The following is a 21,393-nucleotide window of genomic DNA, read 5'->3' as shown; positions in this document are numbered from 1 at the left end:
ATATATCCCTTTCAAAACAAAGGGTAAGAGATCACTCCCTTACCCTTTGTTTTTTCTATTCTTGTTTTAGAATCTTTATATAATCTTTTGCAAACTGTGTTGCTACATCAATATCTGCAGAATTTTCTCCAATGTATATCCTGTAGCTTACTCCATTATAATCCCAAACCATATAATATATTTTGTTAACACTAATAGGCTTCTTTGTCACATCATCGCCATTTTCACTTCTTTCATATTTAGCCCTATTTTCTTCTAAAACTCTACATTTTATATTATCAATAGTTGTTTCTTTAACACTATTCATTTCTGAATCCTCACTAAATTTTGATAAGTATATAAAAAATTTATGTTTCTCACTATCTTCATATGATTCACAAATGTTTCTTATAATCTTATAATCTTTACTAAGCTCATTAAATATTTGATCATCTCCTACTGCTTTTCTAAACTTATCTAATGAGTTTTCTTCATCTTTATATTTCAAATCTTTAACAGTCATCATCGCTACTGGAGACACAGGATATCCTGCAATTTCTGTAATGGAGAAATTCCCAACTTTTTTAGGAAAATTAAATTCAAATCCGAATTTCCCCTCTATCTCATTCTTGTTTTTATCCGTTATCTCAAAACCTCCAACGGTAACATCATCAACTGCCTCATCTTCTGATTTCTCAATAATATTACCTGATTTATCAAGTAAAAATATTGTCTTCAATGCTTCCTGCGCAGCAGTCCTTGCTACTGGCGAAAATGTAAAAATACCAACAATAGCAAATAATACACAGCATATAGGAACTAATACCTCCTTTCTTATATTTTTTATACTAAAATACTTTTTCTTTCCCATTTCTTTCTCCTTATTATTCCAAGCCTCATTAAAAATATCTCTTGAAGCTTTAATATTAAAAATACTATCATCTATAGCACTCTTTATTACCTTATCCAAATAACCCTTATCTTTCATTTTTAATTAGACTCCTTTCTATTTAATTATGCTCATCCCACTTTCCACCTCAAAGCAATTGGCTAACTGCTTCTTCAAAGCAGCTCTGGCATAAAACAACCGTGATTTTACCGTAGTCTTAAAACAACCTGTAACCTTTGAAATTTTTTCCATTGTCATGTCATTGTAATAATAAAGAATAACAACTGTTTTTAAATTAGGACTTAATTTGTTGATTGCACTCCGCATTACATGTTTTATCTCATATCTATCAATTATGTTTTCTTTTTCTTGATTCTCATCAAAAAATAAACCTTCATTTTCTGATGTTATTTCTAACGGAACTAACCCTGACTGCTTTTTTGTCATTTTCCAGCCTGTTCGCATAAGAATCTTAAAAAACCATACTTTAAACGCTTGTGGCTCTTGAAGTTTATTTATTTCCATGAAGCATTTCATATATGTCTCTTGGAGTATGTCTTCAGCAATTCCTCTATTTCCTGATAAAAAATATTCAGTAGCCAACGCCTTTTTTTCTACAATTTGAAAAAGTTCGCGAAATGCTTCCTTCTCTCCGAGCTTGCAACGCGTTACTATTTCTTCTATATCCATCTTTGCACCTCTCTTCCTTTTGGAGCTCCTATAATATAAGAGGATTAATTTAGTAAAAAGGTTTTATTCATTTTAATTTTTTCTTTTAATGAGAACTATTAATTTATAAATCTCAATGCCATTTTTATAATTCTTTTGTATTAATTTGTTTTTTATCTATAAATAAATTATACATAAAAGGGTATATTGTTGTGAGTTTGCTTTTTTATGTATAAAAATAAGCTGTCCCAAAATAGAAATTAAATTTCTATTTTAAGACAGCTTTGATTTGTAAATAAAGCCTAGTTAAATTATTTATATTTATAATTTGCTAGTATTCAAATTGAATACTTTTTTATTCTATTCACATACCTTTCCTGGATTTAATATGTTCTTAGGATCAAAAGCTAATTTAATTCCTTGCATTATTCCAATACATTCACTTGGAAGTGATTCTTTTAAATATCCCTTCTTTGCAAATCCTATTCCATGTTCTCCTGACACCTGGCCATCTAATTCTTTAGCTTTATTATACATTATTTGCATAACTTCTTTTAATTTAGATTCCCATGCTTCTTGGTCAAGGTCATCTCTTAATATATATATATGAAGATTTCCATCGCCTGCATGTCCAAAGCTTTTTATTCTTATATTAGCAGTACGTTCAAGTTCATGAGTGAAGGTTACAAACTTTCCTATTTGATTTCTTGGAACAACAACATCAACTTCATCCATTTCAGTAGTTAATGCTTTAATTGCTTCAAGGAAACAACCTCTAGCTGACCATATTGATTCTTGTCTTTCTTCAGTATCTGAGATTAATACATCTAAAGCTCCAGCTTCTAAACAAATATTAGCTACGTTTTCATAATCCTTTTCAATTTCTTCTGTGGAATTTCCATCGAAAGTTAATAATAGGTATGCATCAGATGATTTATCTGGAAAACTTTTTCCTAAAAATTCTTCTGCAGCAAGTATCGCTTCTCTCTGCATAAATTCGATTGCTGTTGGTATTGACTTAGATTTAATTATTTTAGGCACAGTCTCTATCGCTCTTTCGAGGCTTTCAAAAGGAATAAGCAAGCTTAAAGCCTTTTTAGGAAGTGGTAACAATTTCAAAATAGCCTTTGTTACTATTCCTAAAGTTCCTTCTGAACCAACAATTAAATCTTTTAGTGCATATCCAGAGCTATTTTTAACTACTTTTCCTCCTAGATTTACTATATCACCATTTGGTAATACAACCTCAAGTCCTCTTACATAGTCTCTAGTTACTCCATATTTTACAGCTCTCATACCTCCTGCATTAGTACTTATATTTCCTCCAATTGTTGCTGATTTTTCACCTGGATCTGGTGGATAAAATAAGTCAAATTCTTGAACATATTTACCTATCTCCATAAGTAATACTCCCGGTTCTAATGTAAGAGTAAGGTTTTCTTCATCTAATTCTAAAATTTTATTCATTCTGCTAAGGTCTATAACTATTCCACCTTTAAGTGGAACCGCTGCTCCAACAAGCCCTGTTCCTGATCCCCTTGGAGTAACAGGAATATTATTCTCATAGGCATATTTCATTACTTTTGAAACTTCATCAGCACTTATAGTTTGAATAACTATATCAGGCATTTTCTTAATCCCGCCTAATTCATCATGGCTATAGTCTTCATTTATTTCTTCTCTAAAGAAAACTCTCTCCAAATCATTCTCTGCTATAGATAATATATATTCATAATCTTTTAATTCAACTTCTTTGTAACTCATCACCTATGCCTCCTTAGCCATTTTTATTTTTTCTATTAATTCTGGAATTATTTCATACAAGTTTCCAACAACTCCATAGTGAGCAACCTTAAATATTGGTGCTTTATCATCAGCATTTATAGCAAATATATAATCTGAATTATTCATTCCAGCTGTAAATTGAACTGCTCCAGATATTCCACAAGCTATGATAAGTCTTGGCCTTACAGTTCTACCGCTTAATCCAATTTGTCTCTTTGCATCAACCCAGCCTGCCTCTATTAGAGGTCTAGTACATGCAAATTCTGCTCCTAAAAGTTTAGCTAATTCTTTTACTAATTCTAAATCCTTTTCTGATTTAATCCCTCTTCCTGCTGCAACTATTACTTCAGCATCACTTATTCCTACTTCAGCATCTTTTTTCTTTATACTAAGCGCTGTAATTTTAGATAAAAGTTTTTCTTTATCTATAGAACATTCTACTATTTCTCCTGAAATATCATCATTTCTTTTTGGAGCTGTCATAACTTTATATCTAACAGTTGCTAATTGAGGTCTAGAATTTGGAGTAACTATCTGAGCCATTATATTACCACCAAATGCCGGTCTAATTTGAACTAAATCTGTATTTTCCTTCATATCTAATATTGTACAATCTGCTGTAAGTCCAGTTTTAAATCTAGCAGCTATTCTTGGCGCTAAAGATCTACCTATAGTTGTAGCACCAACTAAAATCGCTGTTGGTTTTACATTATTTATAAAATCTCCGAAAGCAGCTGTATATGGTTCTATTCTAAAATACTTTAATTCCTCGTCATCATATACAAATACCTTATCTACACCATAGTGTAATAATTCTTCAGCTTTATGAGAAATATTATTTCCGATAAATACAGCATATACTGGATGATTTATCTTTCCTGCTAATTCTCTTGCCTTTCCTATTAGCTCATAAGTAACAGGATGTATTTCTCCATCTACATGATCAACATAAACGCCTATTCCATTCCAAAGACTTTTATCTATCTCTTTGACTTCTTCCTCTATATATTCAACAGCTCCCTTAGGCCCCTTTTTAACGCAAAGCTTGCACATTTTACATGCTCCACTTATTTCAACAACTCCATTATTATTTTCAAGGGCACCAAAAGGACATATTTTAATTAACTCATCAATATCTAATATTTTCTCTTGATTTACTACTAACTTTGCCATAACGCATTCTCCCCTTTAATTATCTTTGTGAGATATCTTTACTAATATTTAATACCTAAATAAATTTCAATTCTTTTAATTTCTCTCCCATTTTTCCACTTAATTCACCAGAACTGCCTGTCCACATTTCTCTATCATTATTAACCTCTGGTGGAAATATTCTCTCTACTTGAGTTGGTGATCCATTAAGTCCATAATTCTTCTCATCTTTATCATCAAAATCTTTTAGGCTTAATATTTTTATTTCTCTGTCCTTAGTTGAAAGTTTTTTTCTATAAGAAGGTAACCTTGGTTCAAAAATTCCTTTATCTACAGTGATTAGACATGGGTACGCTATCTTTACTGTTTCAATACTTTCTGGCATATCCATTTCAACTGTGATTGTTGAGTCTTCTACTTTAACTATGTCCTTAACGTTAGCTACATGTGGTATGTTTAACCATTCAGCCATTTCAGATCCTACCTGCGCTGTATCTCCATCTGTTGTTTGCTTACCGCAAATAATAAGTTCGAAATCCCCCATCTTTTTCACGCCTTGAGCTATTGTATACGATGTAGCTAAAACATCAGCTCCTCCAAATTTCCTGTCTGATAATAATGTGCCTTCATCAGCTCCCATTGTGTAGGCTTCCTTAATTACGCTTAAAGCTTGATTAGGTCCCATACTTAGGACTTTAACAGTTCCTCCTTCACTCTCCCTAATCTTAAGAGCTGTTTCAAGAGCATACAAATCATATGGATTCATTTTGGAGTCTATGCCATCTCTTTTCAAAACTCCTGTAACTGGATCAACCTCAACTTTAGATGTTCCTGGCACCTGCTTAATGCAAACTAAAATATTCATGATAACTTCCTCCTAAAACTGTATTTTAAATTCCAAACACTGATTGGCAAAGTGATAGTAGTAGTTTTGTCAAAACAATGTGGAATAAACAAACTTTTAAAAATTACTTCAATTTATTTCTTGATAAAATCCAATATCAGTTTAATTATTCCGCTATATATAATAGTTTTTGCTAGAGTCACAATAAAACTAATTTATTCCTCCTCTTTTCCAACATGTCATACCAATATCAAATTGGTATGACCAATTTCAATTTAATTATACTTTCCAAAATATAGTTTGTAAAGTATTGTTATTTATTTAACAGAAAATGTTTACATTGACTCTATTCCAATATACTCCTTAGTGCCTTATATTCTATATCTTTTTGCCCATATAAAATTTAATAAAAATTTAATTTATATTTTTAATTAATCGTATTTAAGCATTTTTTGTTTAAAATATAACAAAAATAAAATGGATAAAAAAAATAACCTCACTGACGATTATCTTTTATCCATCTTATTTTTAAAACAATATATTTTTATTTTTTATACCCATAGGATCCTCGAATTAAATCAAAGTGCTCTACCATAGCATTATGAGCTTTACTAGCATCTCTGCATTTCAAAGCTCTTACTAAATTCTCATGAATCTCTAATAAATTCTCCCTAGTTTTTCCTGTATGTAAAATTTGCGCTCTTGATTTTCGAATGAATTCATCCATAAGCTGAGATATAACTTCAAGAACATTTATAAGTAAAGTATTTCTTGAGGTTTTTGCAATTAAATAATGGAACTTAATATCAAGTTCAAGACTCTCGTCCTCATTTTCTGCTATATACATTCTATCTAATATTGCTGTTAAAAGCTCTAGCTCATTATTTTCTATATTTTTAGCGGATAACCTAGCACAACGAAGCTCCAGCGTTTCTCTTAAATCATACATTTCTTCAATTGAACTTTCTTGTAACATAAACATGACAGAAAGAGGTTCAAATAATGAATTATCAAAATTAGTTTTTATATAATTTCCTGCGCCTTGCCTGCTTTCCACAAGACCTACCACTTCTAATGCTCTCAATGCCTCTCTTATGGATGCACGTGATACTCCAAGAGATTCTGACATTTCTCTTTCTGATGGCAATCTATCTCCCTTTTTTAATTTACCACTTTTTATGTTGTTCTTAATTTGTTCTATAACTTGATGATATACTTTAGGTGTTTTGCTATTGGATGTAAACATATATATCTCCCTTGTTCGCTTTATTGTCTAAAATTTTATATTTTATTAGTACATTATACATCAAAAACAGCTAGAATCCTACATTTGCAGATTTTTTAATTCATTCTATTCTATTTATAAGCATTCATAATATATATAATTTATCTATTTAAAAATACTTCTCTAAAATATTATATTTAAATACTATCCAATATATTTGAGTATTTTTTCTTTATTTTGAATAATCAAATCATACCCATTTTGATATATTGCTTTTAGTTTACTTTTATTTCGCTCAAATCTACTTATATCCATACTTATACTTGGTCTTATTATAAATGCTTTCCCACTTTCCTCTAATTCTTTGCAGTAATCAAGTTGCTCATTATATTTAATATGCCTATTTTTTAGCACATCTGCAAGCTTTGGATACTTATTTTTATAAAGCCTATAAGTTACTTCATTGGCTTTAGATTTTGTCTTTCTATACCCCTCATTCCTTGTTAATACTATTATATGTTTGTCATTACCATCATCTATTGACTTATTAATTGGTATAGGCTCTGAAAGGCCTCCATCAGCGTAATATTGTCCTTCTATCTTTTCAAATGGAAATACTAATGGTATCGCTATGCTTGCTCTAAGAATTGAATTTCTCTTATCCAATAAATCTTTATCAAAGTACTCATTCTTTCCAGTCTCAATATTAAAAGCACCTGCTAACATCTTTCCATCAAATTCATAAAACGCCTTATAATCAAATGGACAATGCTTATTAGGTATCTCGTCAAATACAAATTCTAAATCCATAAGAGATTTACATCTAATTAAATTTCTATAGCTGATATACCTCTTATTATCCATAAATCTTTCCATTATCTCTAAGTTTCTTCCTCTTTGCCTAGAGACATAAGAATATGCATTAGTGGCACCTGCAGATACTCCTACTATATATTTTATTTCTGCCTTTATATCTAAAAATGCATCTAACACACCTGCTGTAAATAATCCTCTGAATGCTCCGCCTTCAAGTACAAGTCCTGTCATAAAAAAACCTCCATACACAATAAATACTATTATATATTATAACTTAAATAATAAATTTAATCATATAAAAACTTACATCAATGGAATTTCTAGTTTTTTAATCAAGTCATTTATTCTTAGTTACTATATATTAAATTTCTTAAATTTGTAATAAAAATGAGAACCTCTATAATTCTAATAGCATAGAGATTCCCATGATAAACTAATATTTATCCATATTTAATTATTTTTATTTTAAAGAACAAACTTCTCAATTTGAGATGTAATCTGCTGCATTATATCTTTCAATTCTTCTGCAGATTTAGAAACCTTATATGCTGAATTATCCATTTCATGGGCTGATGCGGATATCTCTTGGGATGCAGCAGAATTTTCTTCAGGTACAGCGGATGATAATTCCACATTTTCTACTATATTATTTTTTCTATTATTAATATCAACTATTGCATCATTTATCTCATGAACTTGAGGTACTATATCACCTATAGATTCTACTATTTCTTTAAATGAAACTATAGTTGATGCTATTGTATGAATCTGCTCCTCTAATTTCTTGTTAGCAATACCTGTTGTTTCTTCAACTAATTTAGTTTCGGAACTTATGTCACCTAGCAAATTATTAATATCTTCTGATGAACTTTTAGATTGCTCTGCTAATTTTCTAATTTCATCTGCAACGATTGAAAATCCCTTACCTGCTTCACCTGCTCTTGCCGCTTCAATAGCTGCATTTAAGGCTAACAAATTAGTTTCATCTGCTATTTCATTAATCATATTAGTTATTTCTGTTATTTTATTTACACTTAGGCTTAATTTATTAACTTTCCTTTGTGCTTCATTATAAGATTCTGCAATTTCATTTATCGATATACCTATATTTCTCAATCTTTCATCGCTAATATTGGCTTCATTACTAATATTAATAGTACTTTTATCCACTTTCTCTACAGATCTTGTTATTGAATCCAATTTATCACTAAAAGAACTTAAATTATTGTTTATTGACATAAGTCTTTCAGATTGTTCATTAGATCCTTCTGCTATATCATGAATTGAACTGGATACATCTCCTATATAATGCTTCATTTTTTCTGAAACCCTTGAAAGCTCTATTGATTGCTCTGTAACAAGGTTCGAATCTTCCTTTACTGTAGATATAATTGATGCAATAGATGTTATGGTCTTGCTTAATGCATTCTGCATCACTCCAAATTCGTTTGCGGATTCAGTATCAAACTTTACAGTGAAATTTCCTTCTGATAAGATTGAAACTTTATGTACAAATTCTTTAATTGAATTCTTAATCATGAATATTATATATGTTGACATAAACGCTAGAGCTAGAATTGATACGCTCAATATACTTATAAACATAAATATATTTTTTCTATATGCACTCATAGATTTATTAATCTCATTTGTAGCTTTATCCTTTTGAAGTTGAACCAATGCCTTATTATCTTGAGCAATTTGATTTCCATATACTCCCATAGCATCATTTGTAATCTTTTTATCTGGAGTTAAGTCTTGTTTTCTTTGATCAATAATACCAGGTATGTACGAATAATATTGTTCATATTCTTCTTTAAATTTCATAACTAATTGGTGTTCTTCTGAATTATTTTCTGATTCTTTAGCCTGCCTATTCACTATTTCTGTTATATTTGTATTTAATTCTAGCATCGCCTTTTCATTTGCTTCATCAAATGGCCTATCTATTATTTTGGTTAAAGTATTTCTTAAAACACCCATACTGCCATTAACATCACCCCAATCACTAAGTTTTGGAATAACATTATTATACATTATCAAGTTGGCATCATACATTTTAGATGTATTTAAATAACCCAAAACTCCAATAGTAATTGTTGATATCAAAGATAAAATTACTATTATAATTATGCTCCTTATGATTTTTACATCTTTTACTTTTTTTAATCTCACTTCAACGTCCCCCTATGGCTTAAATATATAATTACATACATAACATAATATTGTTAACGTGTGCAGTTATAATTATACATATTAACCAATGTGATAACAATAGTTATAATTTTACATATACTTTAAACAGTAGTTCACTTATTTGTTTTTTATGGAGTATAATTAATATATATTGTATAAAATAACTCTTAGCATATTGACTAAAACCATATAAAATGCTATAATCATTATATAAAATAAATCACTATATTAAAAGGGAGTAGTTATAAATATAACATCAACAATCGCGACTATATTGTTAGTCTGGTGTTATATACCCTAACAGGTAACGAGACTTTTAATATAACTTCAACAATTTGAAGTTATATTAAAAGTCTTTTTTGTTGTTAATTTATCCTATAGTTAGTATCCGTAACATCAACATTCCCCCTTATTCAATTAGGGTATAACAACTGTACATTTCTGGACGATGTACCACTTGAGGGTATATGTTCAACTAAATTCAGTCAGAGTTAAACTCTACCTGAAAATGTTCACTTTATAGACTTTAGCTAATTATATACTTATTAAATTTTTTCTTTGAAAGGAAGATGCCATAATGAAAAAATATTTTTCTAAAACAGTAGAAGAATCTCTTAAAACCTTCGATGTGACTTTAAAGGGGCTGACGAGCGAAAAAGCTAATAAAATATTAGACTCTGTAGGCGAAAACACCTTAAATGAAAAAAAGAAAAAAAGCATTTTATCTGTATTTCTAGAACAATTTAAGGACTTATTAGTAATCATATTAATTGCTGCTGCTATAATTTCAGCTATGACTGGAAATATGGAAAGTACTTTTGTAATTTTAGCTGTTATAACTATGAATGCTATTTTAGGTACTGTTCAATACGTTAAAGCTGAACAATCTCTAGCTAGTCTAAAAGCGCTATCTGCGCCTAATGCTAAGGTTATTCGGAATGGAGTTAAAATTGAAATACCTTCTAAAACTGTAGTTCCAGGAGATATTTTGATACTAGAGGCTGGAGACCTAGTTGTTGCTGATGGTAGAATTTTAGAAAACTTCTCTCTTAAAGTTAATGAGAGCTCATTAACTGGTGAATCTGAGAGTGTGGATAAGTTCTCTGATGTTATTGACAAAGATGAAGTTGCTTTAGGTGATCAAAAAAATATGGTTTTCTCTAGTTCACTAGTCACTTATGGACGTGCTACTGTTCTTGTAACTAATACTGGTATGAATACTGAGCTTGGTAAAATAGCTACTCTTATGGAAGAAACTCAAGAAAAAAGTACCCCGCTTCAAATTTCCTTGGATGAGTTTTCTAAGAAGTTAGCCTTTGGGATAATTGGTATCTGTGTTATTGTATTTGGATTAAGTATGTACAGAGGTATTGCTCTATTAGATTCATTAATGTTTGCCGTTGCTCTTGCTGTTGCTGCTATTCCTGAAGCCCTTAGCTCAATAGTTACAATTGTACTTGCCATAGGCACACAATCAATGGCTAAAGAGAATGCTATCATTAAAAAGCTAAAAGCTGTTGAAGGTCTTGGTTGTGTATCTGTTATCTGTTCTGATAAAACTGGTACATTAACTCAAAATAAGATGACTGTTAAAAAGATCTTCGTTGATAACAACTTAATTGATAGTACTAAAATAGATTTCAAAAATTTTGATTCAAATTTCCTTTTAACTAGTTCTATACTATGTAACGATTCTACTTCAAAAGATGGTGCTGAGATAGGAGATCCAACAGAAGTTGCCTTAGTAAACTTGGGTCATAAATACTCCTTAAATGAACTTGAATGTAGAAGCACTTATCCAAGACTTAAAGAAATTCCTTTTGATTCTGACAGAAAGCTTATGAGTACTCTTCACGAAATTGATGGAAAGTATATAATGGTCACTAAAGGTGCTCTTGATGTATTACTTAATAGAGTAACTTCAATAAAGACTTCAAATGGAGTAGTAGACTTCACCAACAATGATAAAATCAATATAAATAATGTTAATAGAGAATTATCATCTCAAGGATTAAGAGTTTTAGCATTTGCTTATAGAGAGCTTAATGAAAATAAAGAACTCACTTTAGATGATGAATATGATTATACTTTCTTAGGTTTAATTTCAATGATTGATCCACCTAGAGAAGAATCTAAAGCAGCTGTTAGTGATTGTATTAAAGCTTCTGTCAAGCCGATTATGATTACTGGAGATCACAAGATTACAGCCTCTGCTATTGCTAAAGAAATTGGAATATTACAAGATGGTGACTTAGCTGTAGAAGGCTTGGAACTTGATAAAATGTCCGATGACGAACTCAACTCAAAATTAAAGCACATTTCCGTTTACGCAAGAGTATCTCCAGAACATAAAATAAGAATAGTTAAAGCATGGCAAAACAAAGGTAAAATTGTAGCTATGACTGGAGATGGTGTTAATGATGCACCTGCATTAAAGCAAGCTGATATTGGTATTGCAATGGGTATAACAGGTACTGAAGTTTCAAAAGATGCTGCTTCAATGATTTTAACAGACGATAACTTTGCTACTATTGTTAAATCAGTTACTAATGGGCGAAATATTTATGCTAATATAAAGAATTCAATAAAATTCCTACTTTCAGGTAATACTTCTGGAATTCTTGCAGTACTATATTCATCAATATTTGCACTTCCTGTTCCATTTGCAGCCGTACACTTATTATTCATAAACTTATTAACAGATAGTTTACCTGCCATTGCAATTGGTATGGAAAAATCTAAAAAAGATGTTTTAAAAGATAAACCTAGAGATGCCAAAGAATCTATTTTAACTAAAGATTTTATAATAGATATTTGTAGTCAAGGTTTGCTGATTGGAATATTCACTATGGTTTCTTATCATATTGGTTTAGCTACAGGAAGCCATGGGCTTGCAATGACTATGGCATTTAGCACTTTATGTTTAGCTAGATTATTCCACGGATTTAACTGCCGAGGCAAAAAATCCATCTTTGCTCTTGGAGTTTTCAATAACAAATTCAGTTGGATTGCATTTATATCAGGTGTTGTACTTGTAAATGCAGTTTTACTTATACCAGCACTTCAAGGATTATTTGAAATAACTCCACTTACTAGTAATGAATTAATGTTAGTTCACTTATTTGCTTTCATTCCAACTTTAATAATACAAACTGTTAAGGTTGTTAGAGATTTTATTGAAAGAAAGAATGAAAAGCTTCAAGAAAAAGATATTTTAGAATCAAAAAGTGAAGCTGCTTAAAACTATTTGCATCTAAAGCAGCTTATAAAATATATTTGTATTCCTGTCTTAATACTATACTTAAAGATAGTAAAGGAATCGTCCTTTGCTATCTTTTTATATTTAATTAATGTTTTTCAATCATTGCTAAAATCTACGACATATTCTTTATTAATATTCAAGTCTTCACTTGAAGCCTTAACATATAAATAACCTTTCACCCTTTCATCAAATCCATTAGAAGATTTAATATAACGTGAGTTCGAAAAGCTAGAATATTTTATGGGTAAATATGGTTATGAAAAAAAGCAAAAAAGTATCCTTGTAATCTTGTGGCTCGATATTCCAATTATTCCATAGTTAGATATTTGTCCAACTTAAGAGAAGGTTTCTTAGGAAGAAAACTATACGAAATCAATCCTGAAACTATATTAACCGCAAAATTAGTAAAACTTCTATGTCGATTATGCTCTATCTGACATATATTTTTTAGTTGGTCATTTATTGTTTCAATGATAGCTCTTTTCCTAAGAAGAATTTTATCCTCCATTAACATTAATTTATTTTTCATGTTTTTCTTTATCTTTGTTATAAGTTGAATACCTTTGGAATACAAAATATCGGAGATCTTTTTAGATAAATAACCTTTGTCACCAAAAAGTTTTCCAAATAAATCTTTTGCTAATATTTCTATAGTCTTAATTTCTCTATCATCTACATTTCCCGGAGTTAGATAAAAAGAGAGAATATCCCCTTTATCGTTAACAACAAGATGAAGCTTAAAACCATAAAACCAGCCTGTTGAACTTTTACCACGTTCTGCAATTCCTTTAAAAACCTTATGAGAGTGTATTCTTCTATTATGGCATACATTCAAAGTTGTAGAATCGATAAAAGAAATTCCTGTGCACTTGCCAGTTCTAAATTTCATCATGTATAATAGTAATGCAACTAATGATTGTTGCATTAATTCAACAAACCTATTGTAGCTCACAAGCTTAGGAAAATACGGTTTGAGAACAGTAGACACATGCTCAATATAGTATGATTTAAAAGTTCTGTAATTTGACAAATGAAAGTAGATAGTTATTGTCATAACTTCGCTTAATGATAAAGTTTTACTTTTAATCATTGCAAATTTGCGGTCGCTATTTTCCGTTAGGAAATGACTTTTACAGTAATTTTCAAATCCAATACAAAAATTGTCTACATCATAAAATATTTCTACTAATAAGTTTTGCATAAAATCCCATCCTTTGTTTTATTTATTTGGTCGCACTTATATAATAAAACATTTTGATGGGATTTTTTATCCCTTAAATTTTTCTATCGAACTCACGTTAATATACTAAAAACTTCTAACAAAATAATGAAAGTCCCCCTATTTGAGTCGTAGTATACTTAGTATTTTCTGATGCTATTTATATAATAACCACATAATAATCTATGTATATGCTGTAAACATGAGATTTACCTTTTTCTGCCCAACTTCTAATAATATGTCACATATATATTAATTGCTCCATAAATATGAATTTCATAGTATTTTTATAAGTTGAATATTAAAAACTTGTATTAGATTTGTTTTTTACTCTTTCTTTTAATAAAATTCACAGTTCTTATTAAAAAATATGTTATTCCAGCTAATAGTAGATAAACTATTATGGCTGGCATCATGCTGCTCATTTTATACCATTTATTAATAGGTAATATAATCGACAGCGATAATAATAGCAATCCAATTAACATATTTTTTACTGATTTTGAAGAAATGACAGTTTGAGTGATAAACATAATAGGAAATAAAATATAAATACCAATTAATATACATTTACTATATGGAAAACGAGAGTCTACATATATAAATAAATATGTTAATAAACTTGGTAATACAGTTAAAAATATTTTTTTCATTTATTATATCTCCTTTAATTATTATTCTAATATTAAAATATCTCGTGGAGTTGTATTTCTTATTGGCCCCACTGAAAGATTATTTATATTATCAAGATTATCACAATCAAATACATCAACTAAACCAATTTGATTATTTTTATTTATATCTACACTTAGAGAATATAGTTTATCTTTATCTAAACAAGCACTTAAAATTACTTTATTATTCAATTTAATGTTTCTCACGATATCCAAACTCGCCTTATTTAATTGTAGTATATTACCATCTAATGATATGTAAAAAATATATTTATCACTATAAAGAATCTTTTTAGTATCCATTGTACCTTCTTTTAGATAATCTTTGTATTCAATCTTATTTAGAGTAGATCTTTTCACATCATAATATAATAAAAAATCTACCTTTCTATCTACTCCAATAAAAAGTTTGTCATCAATTAGCGAAGTATCATATACCCGCATATTTTTCATTAGTTTAATTTCATCTTTAATTTTAAACTCACTTTTATCTATAATAAATAGAAAGGTATCACCTTCCTTATTTTTATCAAATTTATAACCTAATACGTAAATATTTTTATCATCAAAATCAGCAGATAACAACAATGAGTCTTTGATATCAAGTGACTTTATCTGCGAGTCTGAGCATATGAAATTAATTCTATTATATTCTAAAGATACATTATATAAAGTTAATTGTTCATTATTTTTATATTTTATGTAATCCCCACCCAAATCAGTTTCAGATGATTTAACAGTTTCGCTTTTATCAATTTTAAATAATTTGTTATCCGATGATGTTGGCAATAATACAGTACCTTTTTCATTACAGCTTGTCACTATATCTCTTGCAGGTATCTGAATATTGCTTCTTGTATTTAAATTTTTATCTAAACTCACAATTTCGCTATCTGCTTGAATAGAGTCAGAATATATAATATATATTTTTTTTAATCCTTGATCATTTAATACTTCAGAACTTAAACTTAAGCTTAACATTATAATTATTAATAAAAAGAAATATACTTTTTTATTTTTATACATTATTTATCTCCCACTCTTAATTTCAAGTCTAAATAAACCACATATAGTTTAAAATTAAATTATGCCAATATTCATATTAACACAGAATTAATTTATACCATTAAGTGGTTTATTTCAAGAAAATTATATATTGAATTAATTAGTAATTTGTTCTCCAATTTATATCAATTTTATCACTAACCAAATCAGTTGGTAAAACAGCATTCCCACCATCTTTATCTAAATCAATACCTTGTTCTATATAAGCTCTCCAGACTAATTGTGAACAATAAAATGTATCTGTTTTCCACTTATTTAAAAAGTTGTAATTATAACTACTTCCGATTTTACTACTTGCATAATCTACGGCTTGTTCAGGATCAGCATTTTTCACTGTAGCACATAAAGCTTTAGTATATCTAGTTTTCCAATCATTCGTATATCTACGAACACCTCCAGATGTCATACTTTCTATTGTAAGATCAGGATTTAAATCAACCATTCCAGCATGTCCTGTAATAGGACCATTGCCAAAAACAGTGGCTGGAGTTACAAGTATATCACCAGCACTTCCAACACTATTTAGTGATCCTTCAGAGTCTAAGCTATTCATTCTTTTTGATGTGTCCGGTTTAGCCGTAACTTTTAGTTTGTCCCAATTTTTAATTAATTCATCTGAATCATGTTTACTTTTATTTATAATTTCTTGCATTTGCTTATTAGAATTGTCAACATTAACGTTTTCTGTGGCAAATACGGTTGATGTCATACCAACTGTAGCTAAAAGTGTAAAAATAGTATATTTAATAAAAATCTTTTTCATTGATTGTCCCCCCATAATTTGTTTGAGTCATTATGTAAACTCATAAGAATTTGAAATTACTCTCTTTTACTAAGTTTTCTCATTTTCACAAAGAAGCATGTTCAAAATTTGCGTATATAATAACTCGATATCTGTATATTTAAACATTTTATGACCCAAATCGGAATACTTTTCAATATTTTCTTTTGATGTTATAATTAAATTCTGATCAACGCCATTTTTTTCTACCCATGTCGTTATTTCGTTTGAGAAATTATCTCCAATAAAAATAACTTTATCAGGATTTAAACACATATTAATTTCTTTAATTATATTAGTATCGTCTCTATTAATGCTTAATCCTAGAATCATAATGTCATAATCATAAACTTTATACAAAACTTCAATCTTATCTTTTATTTCTTTAAAGTTTCTATCTTTACGAAAAGGAATATATTCCAATCCATATAAAACGCCTAGTGATTTTGTACATGCTCCTACTGCATAATAACCATCCCTCCTAAATTTAACCGTTAATGTTTCTAATACTTTTATCATCTCATTTTCTGTATAGTCATAAATTATTATTAATGGCACATCCAACTCTTGCTGTGGTGGAGATGCCCTATAAAAATGCTCCACTATTGAAGGATACCAAAGTTTAACAGCACCATTAAGATATTTATAACTTTCCCCTTGGTATTCATCATCTATAACAACAATACTTTTTTGTTTTTTTTTAAACCGGTAAATAATGGGCTCAAATTTCTTATAATCATTTATCATGCTATTTAATAAAATTAATGTATCAAATTCATCAACGTTTATATCCTCAATTTCTTTAAAATTATTAATCTGATTTATATAATGTGACTCAAAAATACATTTTCTTTCCTTGATACATAGCAATGTAGCATTACTAACCCAATCTATATTTTTATAATTATTTACTTGTATTGTATCATCTATATAATTGAGTGAGTTTTTATATAAATTTTGTTTTATTTGCTCTAAAGTTATATTAGGAGATTTGTCCATTACTTTGCAAACTTCAGCAGTAATCATCGGTGCTGCATAGCTATTACACCTACTTGTAATTTTTGAGTCACAACCACTTACTAACAATTGATGTTGACTGCAAGAGATTACTTCAATTCCACTTATAGGATATAAATTAAAAATATATTCTCCTTCTTTTAAGATACTATTTTTCTCACATTTTACACCAATAACATTGCTTAAAGATGCAGGTACTGTAAATATATCTCTATTGTTACATGCAGCTACAATAATTAGACCTTTATTGCAAGCTCTATTAATTGTCTCTTTTATTATTTCAAAATCCCTATAATCTATGGTACCAAGGCTAAGATTAACAACTTGGATACCATTATCTAAACACCATTCAATAGCTTTTATAAGTTGTTTACTTGTACATTTACGAGTCTTATCATTAAGCACTTTTATGCTGGTAAGTATAGCTTTAGGGTAATATTTTTTTACTATAGCAGCGCAAATGGTCCCATGACTGGCATTTTTCAATTTACATATATCCACATCTTGTACTATAGAATCAGGTGTAATCTCTATACTACGTCCAATGTCATATGTATCATAAAACCCAATACCAATCCCATCATCAATTATTCCAACAGTTACCATTTAAACTGTTTCCACAGCTTTTTGTTGTAATTCCTTATTAATAATTTTAATAATATTATTTATTGTATTAAATTTAATATTATCAATATCCTCTTCAGAAATAGTAATATCAAATTCTTTTTCAATGTCACATAGCAAATAATAAAGATTTCGTGCTGCTAATCTAAATTTACTTCCCAATAAATTATCATCAATATTTATATTCAGTTCATCATTAAATAGGTCTATATTAAATCTATCCTTAAATATCTCATTCAATTTTATATTTATATCAATATTCTCTGAAAAATTATTCACAACATGTCCTCCAAACTATATAATTTGATTTTCCGCATATTCTACCAATTTATTAACTAAAAAATTTGTCATACTTTTTGCATCATTTTTATTTAAAATATTATAAACAGGTCTATCTAACTCTTTATACATCTTTTTCTTTTCATTTATAATGTCTAAATTTAATACAATATATTGTAATGACTCTTCATATTTACTAGCTCTAAGATCTAAAGATGTATTGCTAATATTATAGCAATCTATATTATATCCCAATTTATATTTGAAAGACTTAGATAATAATTGTAAAATTTCTAGTGAACTATTAGTATATAATGTACTAAATACAACAACATCTGGCATAATAGCTTGTGACACTTCATAAGCTATTATGCCAAATCCATTTGTAAATTCCTGATTAATAGGCATTGCCCCACCTGGTATACCGATTACTATTACATCTGGTGCTTCTTTACTTTCAATATTCTTAATATAATGATTGAATAAAATCACCTTTTCTGATTCAGTAATAGATTTACTATACATAAATTTAGGAAATGAATGAAATCCCATTAACTCACAATAATGTCGTGTACCTATTTGTGATACTTTATACCCCATCTCATCTAAGTTTTCTCTTAAATTTAGTTGTATCTCAAACTTGTTTGTTCTTTCACTCAAACCAAATACCAAAACTACAGGTGTGTTAATTTGATAAATTTTTTCAGTTGGGGGGCTTATCATACTATTACTTTCATTTGTAAAATACTTAAAAAACATATTATTTTGATTGCAAATATTTGATACTTTATCAATAATTTCATTTTCAAGTTTTATAGTACATATTATATTTTTTGAACTTTGAGCTGCTTTAATAATTTTAGGATATACAAATTTATGCAAATCTATTTTCATACTAGAATCAGTAAAAAAAACTGTATCGCAATTTTCTAGTGCTTTATCAAAATCACTATCTATAATTATACCAACCGGTTGTCCACCATCAGTGTGCCCTGCATCCTTACCGCAAAGTCCCCATCCATTTGGAGAAATAATATTTACAATATTATGGTTATCAATAAAATTACTATGTCTTATTAGTGGTGCAGATTCCACATCAAATGGATATATCATAGTTTTATACTCATTTTTCATTTTTATCATCCCCATTTCTAATTAGTCATTAAATACTGTCATTTCTTCGTTTTTGTCAAAACTATGACCAAATTCCTTTAAAAAACAATAATTTTTAAATTTTTCTTCTAAAGATGCTTTAACATTCTTACAACATTCTTCTCTTTTCTTTTTTGAAAACTCTTTTTCATCAGTATCCATATCTAACGCACCAGCGCACACACCGCAAAGTCTTATAGCCCAACAATTTTTACAATCATCCTCATTTAGCTTACCAATATTAAAAATACTTGTTACTTTTTTTATATCAAAACCTGTATCTATATGTCCTATCTGCATAAGTTCAGAAGTTTCACTAACCCTCTCACATGGATAGAAAAAACCATCTACATTCATAAATAATCTTTGAGCACCAGGAATACACGGTCCACTAGGATGTGCTTTTTCAGATAACATTTTTTGAGGCATCAATTCTTCCGAAAGTTTTAATATTTGAGAATATCTTTCAATTACTATTCTAGAGCAATTCTTTGTATTATGTTTCCGTAATAAATAATAGAAAATTCTAAATAATTCATATTCTACTTTTAAATAATAATCTTCATTCATTTCAATAATAGATTTTATATTGTTACCAGATATTACCCCAGATATCATATCTATATCTTTTATACTCTCATAATCTAGGAAAAATTTATCTATACAAGAAAAATCATTTTGAGTATCAATAACTACATTAAAAAGAATATTATTGATATATTGTGGAAACTTCTTTTCAATATTCATAACATTTTTAATAACCTTATCAAAAGTTCCACAATTATTGAAAGCAAACTTTCTATGCTTATCATGTATTTCCTTTGGCCCATCAAGACTAATTGTCAACATCACATCATGTTTATATAAAAACTCTACAACCTCATCAGTTAATAGAGAACCATTTGTGGTCATATAAAACGTTACCTTTTTGCCTTCCGCTTTTTTTTCAGCATAATCAATGCATTGTTTAATAAAATCAAATTCAAGAAGAGGTTCTCCTCCATAAAAAGATACATCAATTTTACTAAGATTTCTTGAATGATTAATGAGAAAATCAATACCTTTAAATGCCATTGAAATATCCATTTTTTTACTTGAGTGAGTTCTATTTAAGTAGTTACCTGAATAAACACAATATTCACATCTAAAATTGCACTGTTGAGTTACCTGTAGTATTATCATTCCTACATTACTATCTAAATAAGATGGCAGAACCCCATTATAAGGACTCTCTATATCTTTTACTCTATTTGAAGATAGAAAGCCTTCCTTATAAAATTCATTTATTTCCTCTGAATCTATATAATGATCGATATCGTCTTTCATATAATTTTCTAAAGAATTGTATTGTTTATTACTAATATTTAGGATAGTGTTTTTATTTGTATCGTACATATAATACTTATCATTTGTTCTAAAAAGCTTAATTAATGGTTTGCTATTCATATACATCATCCCCTTCTTCAAATATAATCTACTAATAAAGCGTAGGTTAGAAATTTCTTATCCTACGCTTTATTTTAATTTTTAATAATAATTAACTAAATCTGTGTTTGCGATTACCAATGAAAACCGCCGTCGCCGTAGTGTGCCTCATTAAATAATTTGTCATTTAATGATTTACGAGCTACCCTATCTTTACAGCTTTTGTAACAATCTTGCTGCGCATAACAGTCATCCTCATATGCCTCTACTGTTTCAATAATTTCATAATTCTTTTTTCCTAATTTTCTCATTTTAAAATCCTCCCTCATAGTTTAAATTA

Annotated in this window: 18 protein-coding genes; 1 reads left to right on the top strand and 17 read right to left on the bottom strand. The window is 28.9% G+C overall.

Translation table 11 applies throughout. The features are described 5' to 3' along the window. Window positions 1-55: 55 nt before the first annotated feature. The 8 genes from KEC93_RS01670 to KEC93_RS01635 form a co-directional block, all read right to left on the bottom strand. Window positions 56-967, bottom strand: a complete 912-nt coding sequence (locus tag KEC93_RS01670; RefSeq protein WP_077869592.1) for a hypothetical protein — start codon at window positions 965-967, stop codon at window positions 56-58. A gap of 18 nt (window positions 968-985) precedes the next feature. Then, the gene (locus KEC93_RS01665; protein ID WP_077869591.1) at window positions 986-1,558 is read right to left on the bottom strand and encodes an RNA polymerase sigma factor; all 573 of its coding nucleotides are present in this window, start codon (window positions 1,556-1,558) and stop codon (window positions 986-988) included. Between the two features lie 339 nt (window positions 1,559-1,897). After that, window positions 1,898-3,301 (bottom strand): FAD-binding oxidoreductase, encoded by a 1,404-nt coding sequence (locus tag KEC93_RS01660; protein WP_011967662.1) that lies wholly within the window; start codon window positions 3,299-3,301, stop codon window positions 1,898-1,900. A 3-nt stretch (window positions 3,302-3,304) separates the two neighbouring features. Then, on the bottom strand, window positions 3,305-4,495 hold the full coding sequence (locus KEC93_RS01655; protein ID WP_023976420.1) for an electron transfer flavoprotein subunit alpha: 1,191 nt from the start codon (window positions 4,493-4,495) through the stop codon (window positions 3,305-3,307). Between the two features lie 55 nt (window positions 4,496-4,550). Continuing rightward, the gene (locus tag KEC93_RS01650; RefSeq protein ID WP_011967660.1) at window positions 4,551-5,339 is read right to left on the bottom strand and encodes an electron transfer flavoprotein subunit beta/FixA family protein; all 789 of its coding nucleotides are present in this window, start codon (window positions 5,337-5,339) and stop codon (window positions 4,551-4,553) included. Window positions 5,340-5,862: 523 nt separating this feature from the next. Beyond that, window positions 5,863-6,564, bottom strand: a complete 702-nt coding sequence (locus KEC93_RS01645; protein WP_011967659.1) for a FadR/GntR family transcriptional regulator — start codon at window positions 6,562-6,564, stop codon at window positions 5,863-5,865. Window positions 6,565-6,747: 183 nt separating this feature from the next. Beyond that, window positions 6,748-7,590 carry a patatin-like phospholipase family protein gene (locus tag KEC93_RS01640; protein WP_077869590.1) on the bottom strand — a complete coding sequence of 281 codons (843 nt, stop codon included), beginning with the start codon at window positions 7,588-7,590 and terminating at the stop codon, window positions 6,748-6,750. A gap of 234 nt (window positions 7,591-7,824) precedes the next feature. Continuing rightward, window positions 7,825-9,534: a methyl-accepting chemotaxis protein gene (locus KEC93_RS01635; RefSeq protein ID WP_077869589.1), complete on the bottom strand. Its 1,710-nt coding sequence runs from the start codon at window positions 9,532-9,534 to the stop codon at window positions 7,825-7,827. A gap of 598 nt (window positions 9,535-10,132) precedes the next feature. Here KEC93_RS01635 and KEC93_RS01630 point away from each other — a divergent pair. Beyond that, window positions 10,133-12,796 carry a cation-translocating P-type ATPase gene (locus KEC93_RS01630; protein ID WP_077869588.1) on the top strand — a complete coding sequence of 888 codons (2,664 nt, stop codon included), beginning with the start codon at window positions 10,133-10,135 and terminating at the stop codon, window positions 12,794-12,796. A gap of 328 nt (window positions 12,797-13,124) precedes the next feature. On the opposite strand, the gene KEC93_RS01625 is transcribed toward KEC93_RS01630, so the two are convergent. From KEC93_RS01625 to KEC93_RS01585, 9 genes are all read right to left on the bottom strand, one after another. Further along, the gene (locus KEC93_RS01625; protein ID WP_023977109.1) at window positions 13,125-14,018 is read right to left on the bottom strand and encodes an IS982 family transposase; all 894 of its coding nucleotides are present in this window, start codon (window positions 14,016-14,018) and stop codon (window positions 13,125-13,127) included. Window positions 14,019-14,350: 332 nt separating this feature from the next. Continuing rightward, on the bottom strand, window positions 14,351-14,689 hold the full coding sequence (locus tag KEC93_RS01620) for a hypothetical protein (protein WP_077869939.1): 339 nt from the start codon (window positions 14,687-14,689) through the stop codon (window positions 14,351-14,353). A 21-nt stretch (window positions 14,690-14,710) separates the two neighbouring features. Continuing rightward, the gene (locus tag KEC93_RS01615) at window positions 14,711-15,736 is read right to left on the bottom strand and encodes a hypothetical protein (protein WP_077869938.1); all 1,026 of its coding nucleotides are present in this window, start codon (window positions 15,734-15,736) and stop codon (window positions 14,711-14,713) included. 139 nt (window positions 15,737-15,875) lie between these two features. Beyond that, a complete protein-coding gene (locus KEC93_RS01610; protein WP_077869937.1) occupies window positions 15,876-16,538 on the bottom strand; it encodes a YiiX/YebB-like N1pC/P60 family cysteine hydrolase in 663 nt (220 codons plus the stop codon). Between the two features lie 69 nt (window positions 16,539-16,607). Beyond that, entirely contained in the window at window positions 16,608-18,179 is a 1,572-nt protein-coding gene (locus tag KEC93_RS01605) for a S8 family serine peptidase (protein ID WP_077869936.1), read from the bottom strand. Continuing rightward, on the bottom strand, window positions 18,180-18,476 hold the full coding sequence (locus KEC93_RS01600) for a peptide maturation system acyl carrier-related protein (RefSeq protein ID WP_077869935.1): 297 nt from the start codon (window positions 18,474-18,476) through the stop codon (window positions 18,180-18,182). 15 nt (window positions 18,477-18,491) lie between these two features. Next, window positions 18,492-19,610 carry a TIGR04066 family peptide maturation system protein gene (locus KEC93_RS01595; RefSeq protein WP_077869934.1) on the bottom strand — a complete coding sequence of 373 codons (1,119 nt, stop codon included), beginning with the start codon at window positions 19,608-19,610 and terminating at the stop codon, window positions 18,492-18,494. Window positions 19,611-19,631: 21 nt separating this feature from the next. Next, window positions 19,632-21,074, bottom strand: a complete 1,443-nt coding sequence (ccpM, locus tag KEC93_RS01590; protein WP_077869933.1) for a Cys-rich peptide radical SAM maturase CcpM — start codon at window positions 21,072-21,074, stop codon at window positions 19,632-19,634. A 113-nt stretch (window positions 21,075-21,187) separates the two neighbouring features. After that, window positions 21,188-21,364, bottom strand: a complete 177-nt coding sequence (locus tag KEC93_RS01585; RefSeq protein ID WP_172462782.1) for a CLI_3235 family bacteriocin precursor — start codon at window positions 21,362-21,364, stop codon at window positions 21,188-21,190. Window positions 21,365-21,393: the final 29 nt, after the last annotated feature.

The organism is Clostridium beijerinckii, from assembly GCF_018223745.1.
Classification (GTDB): domain Bacteria; phylum Bacillota; class Clostridia; order Clostridiales; family Clostridiaceae; genus Clostridium; species Clostridium beijerinckii.
Note: the sequence above shows the minus strand (reverse complement) of the source record. Positions and strands in the feature narration are given on the sequence as shown.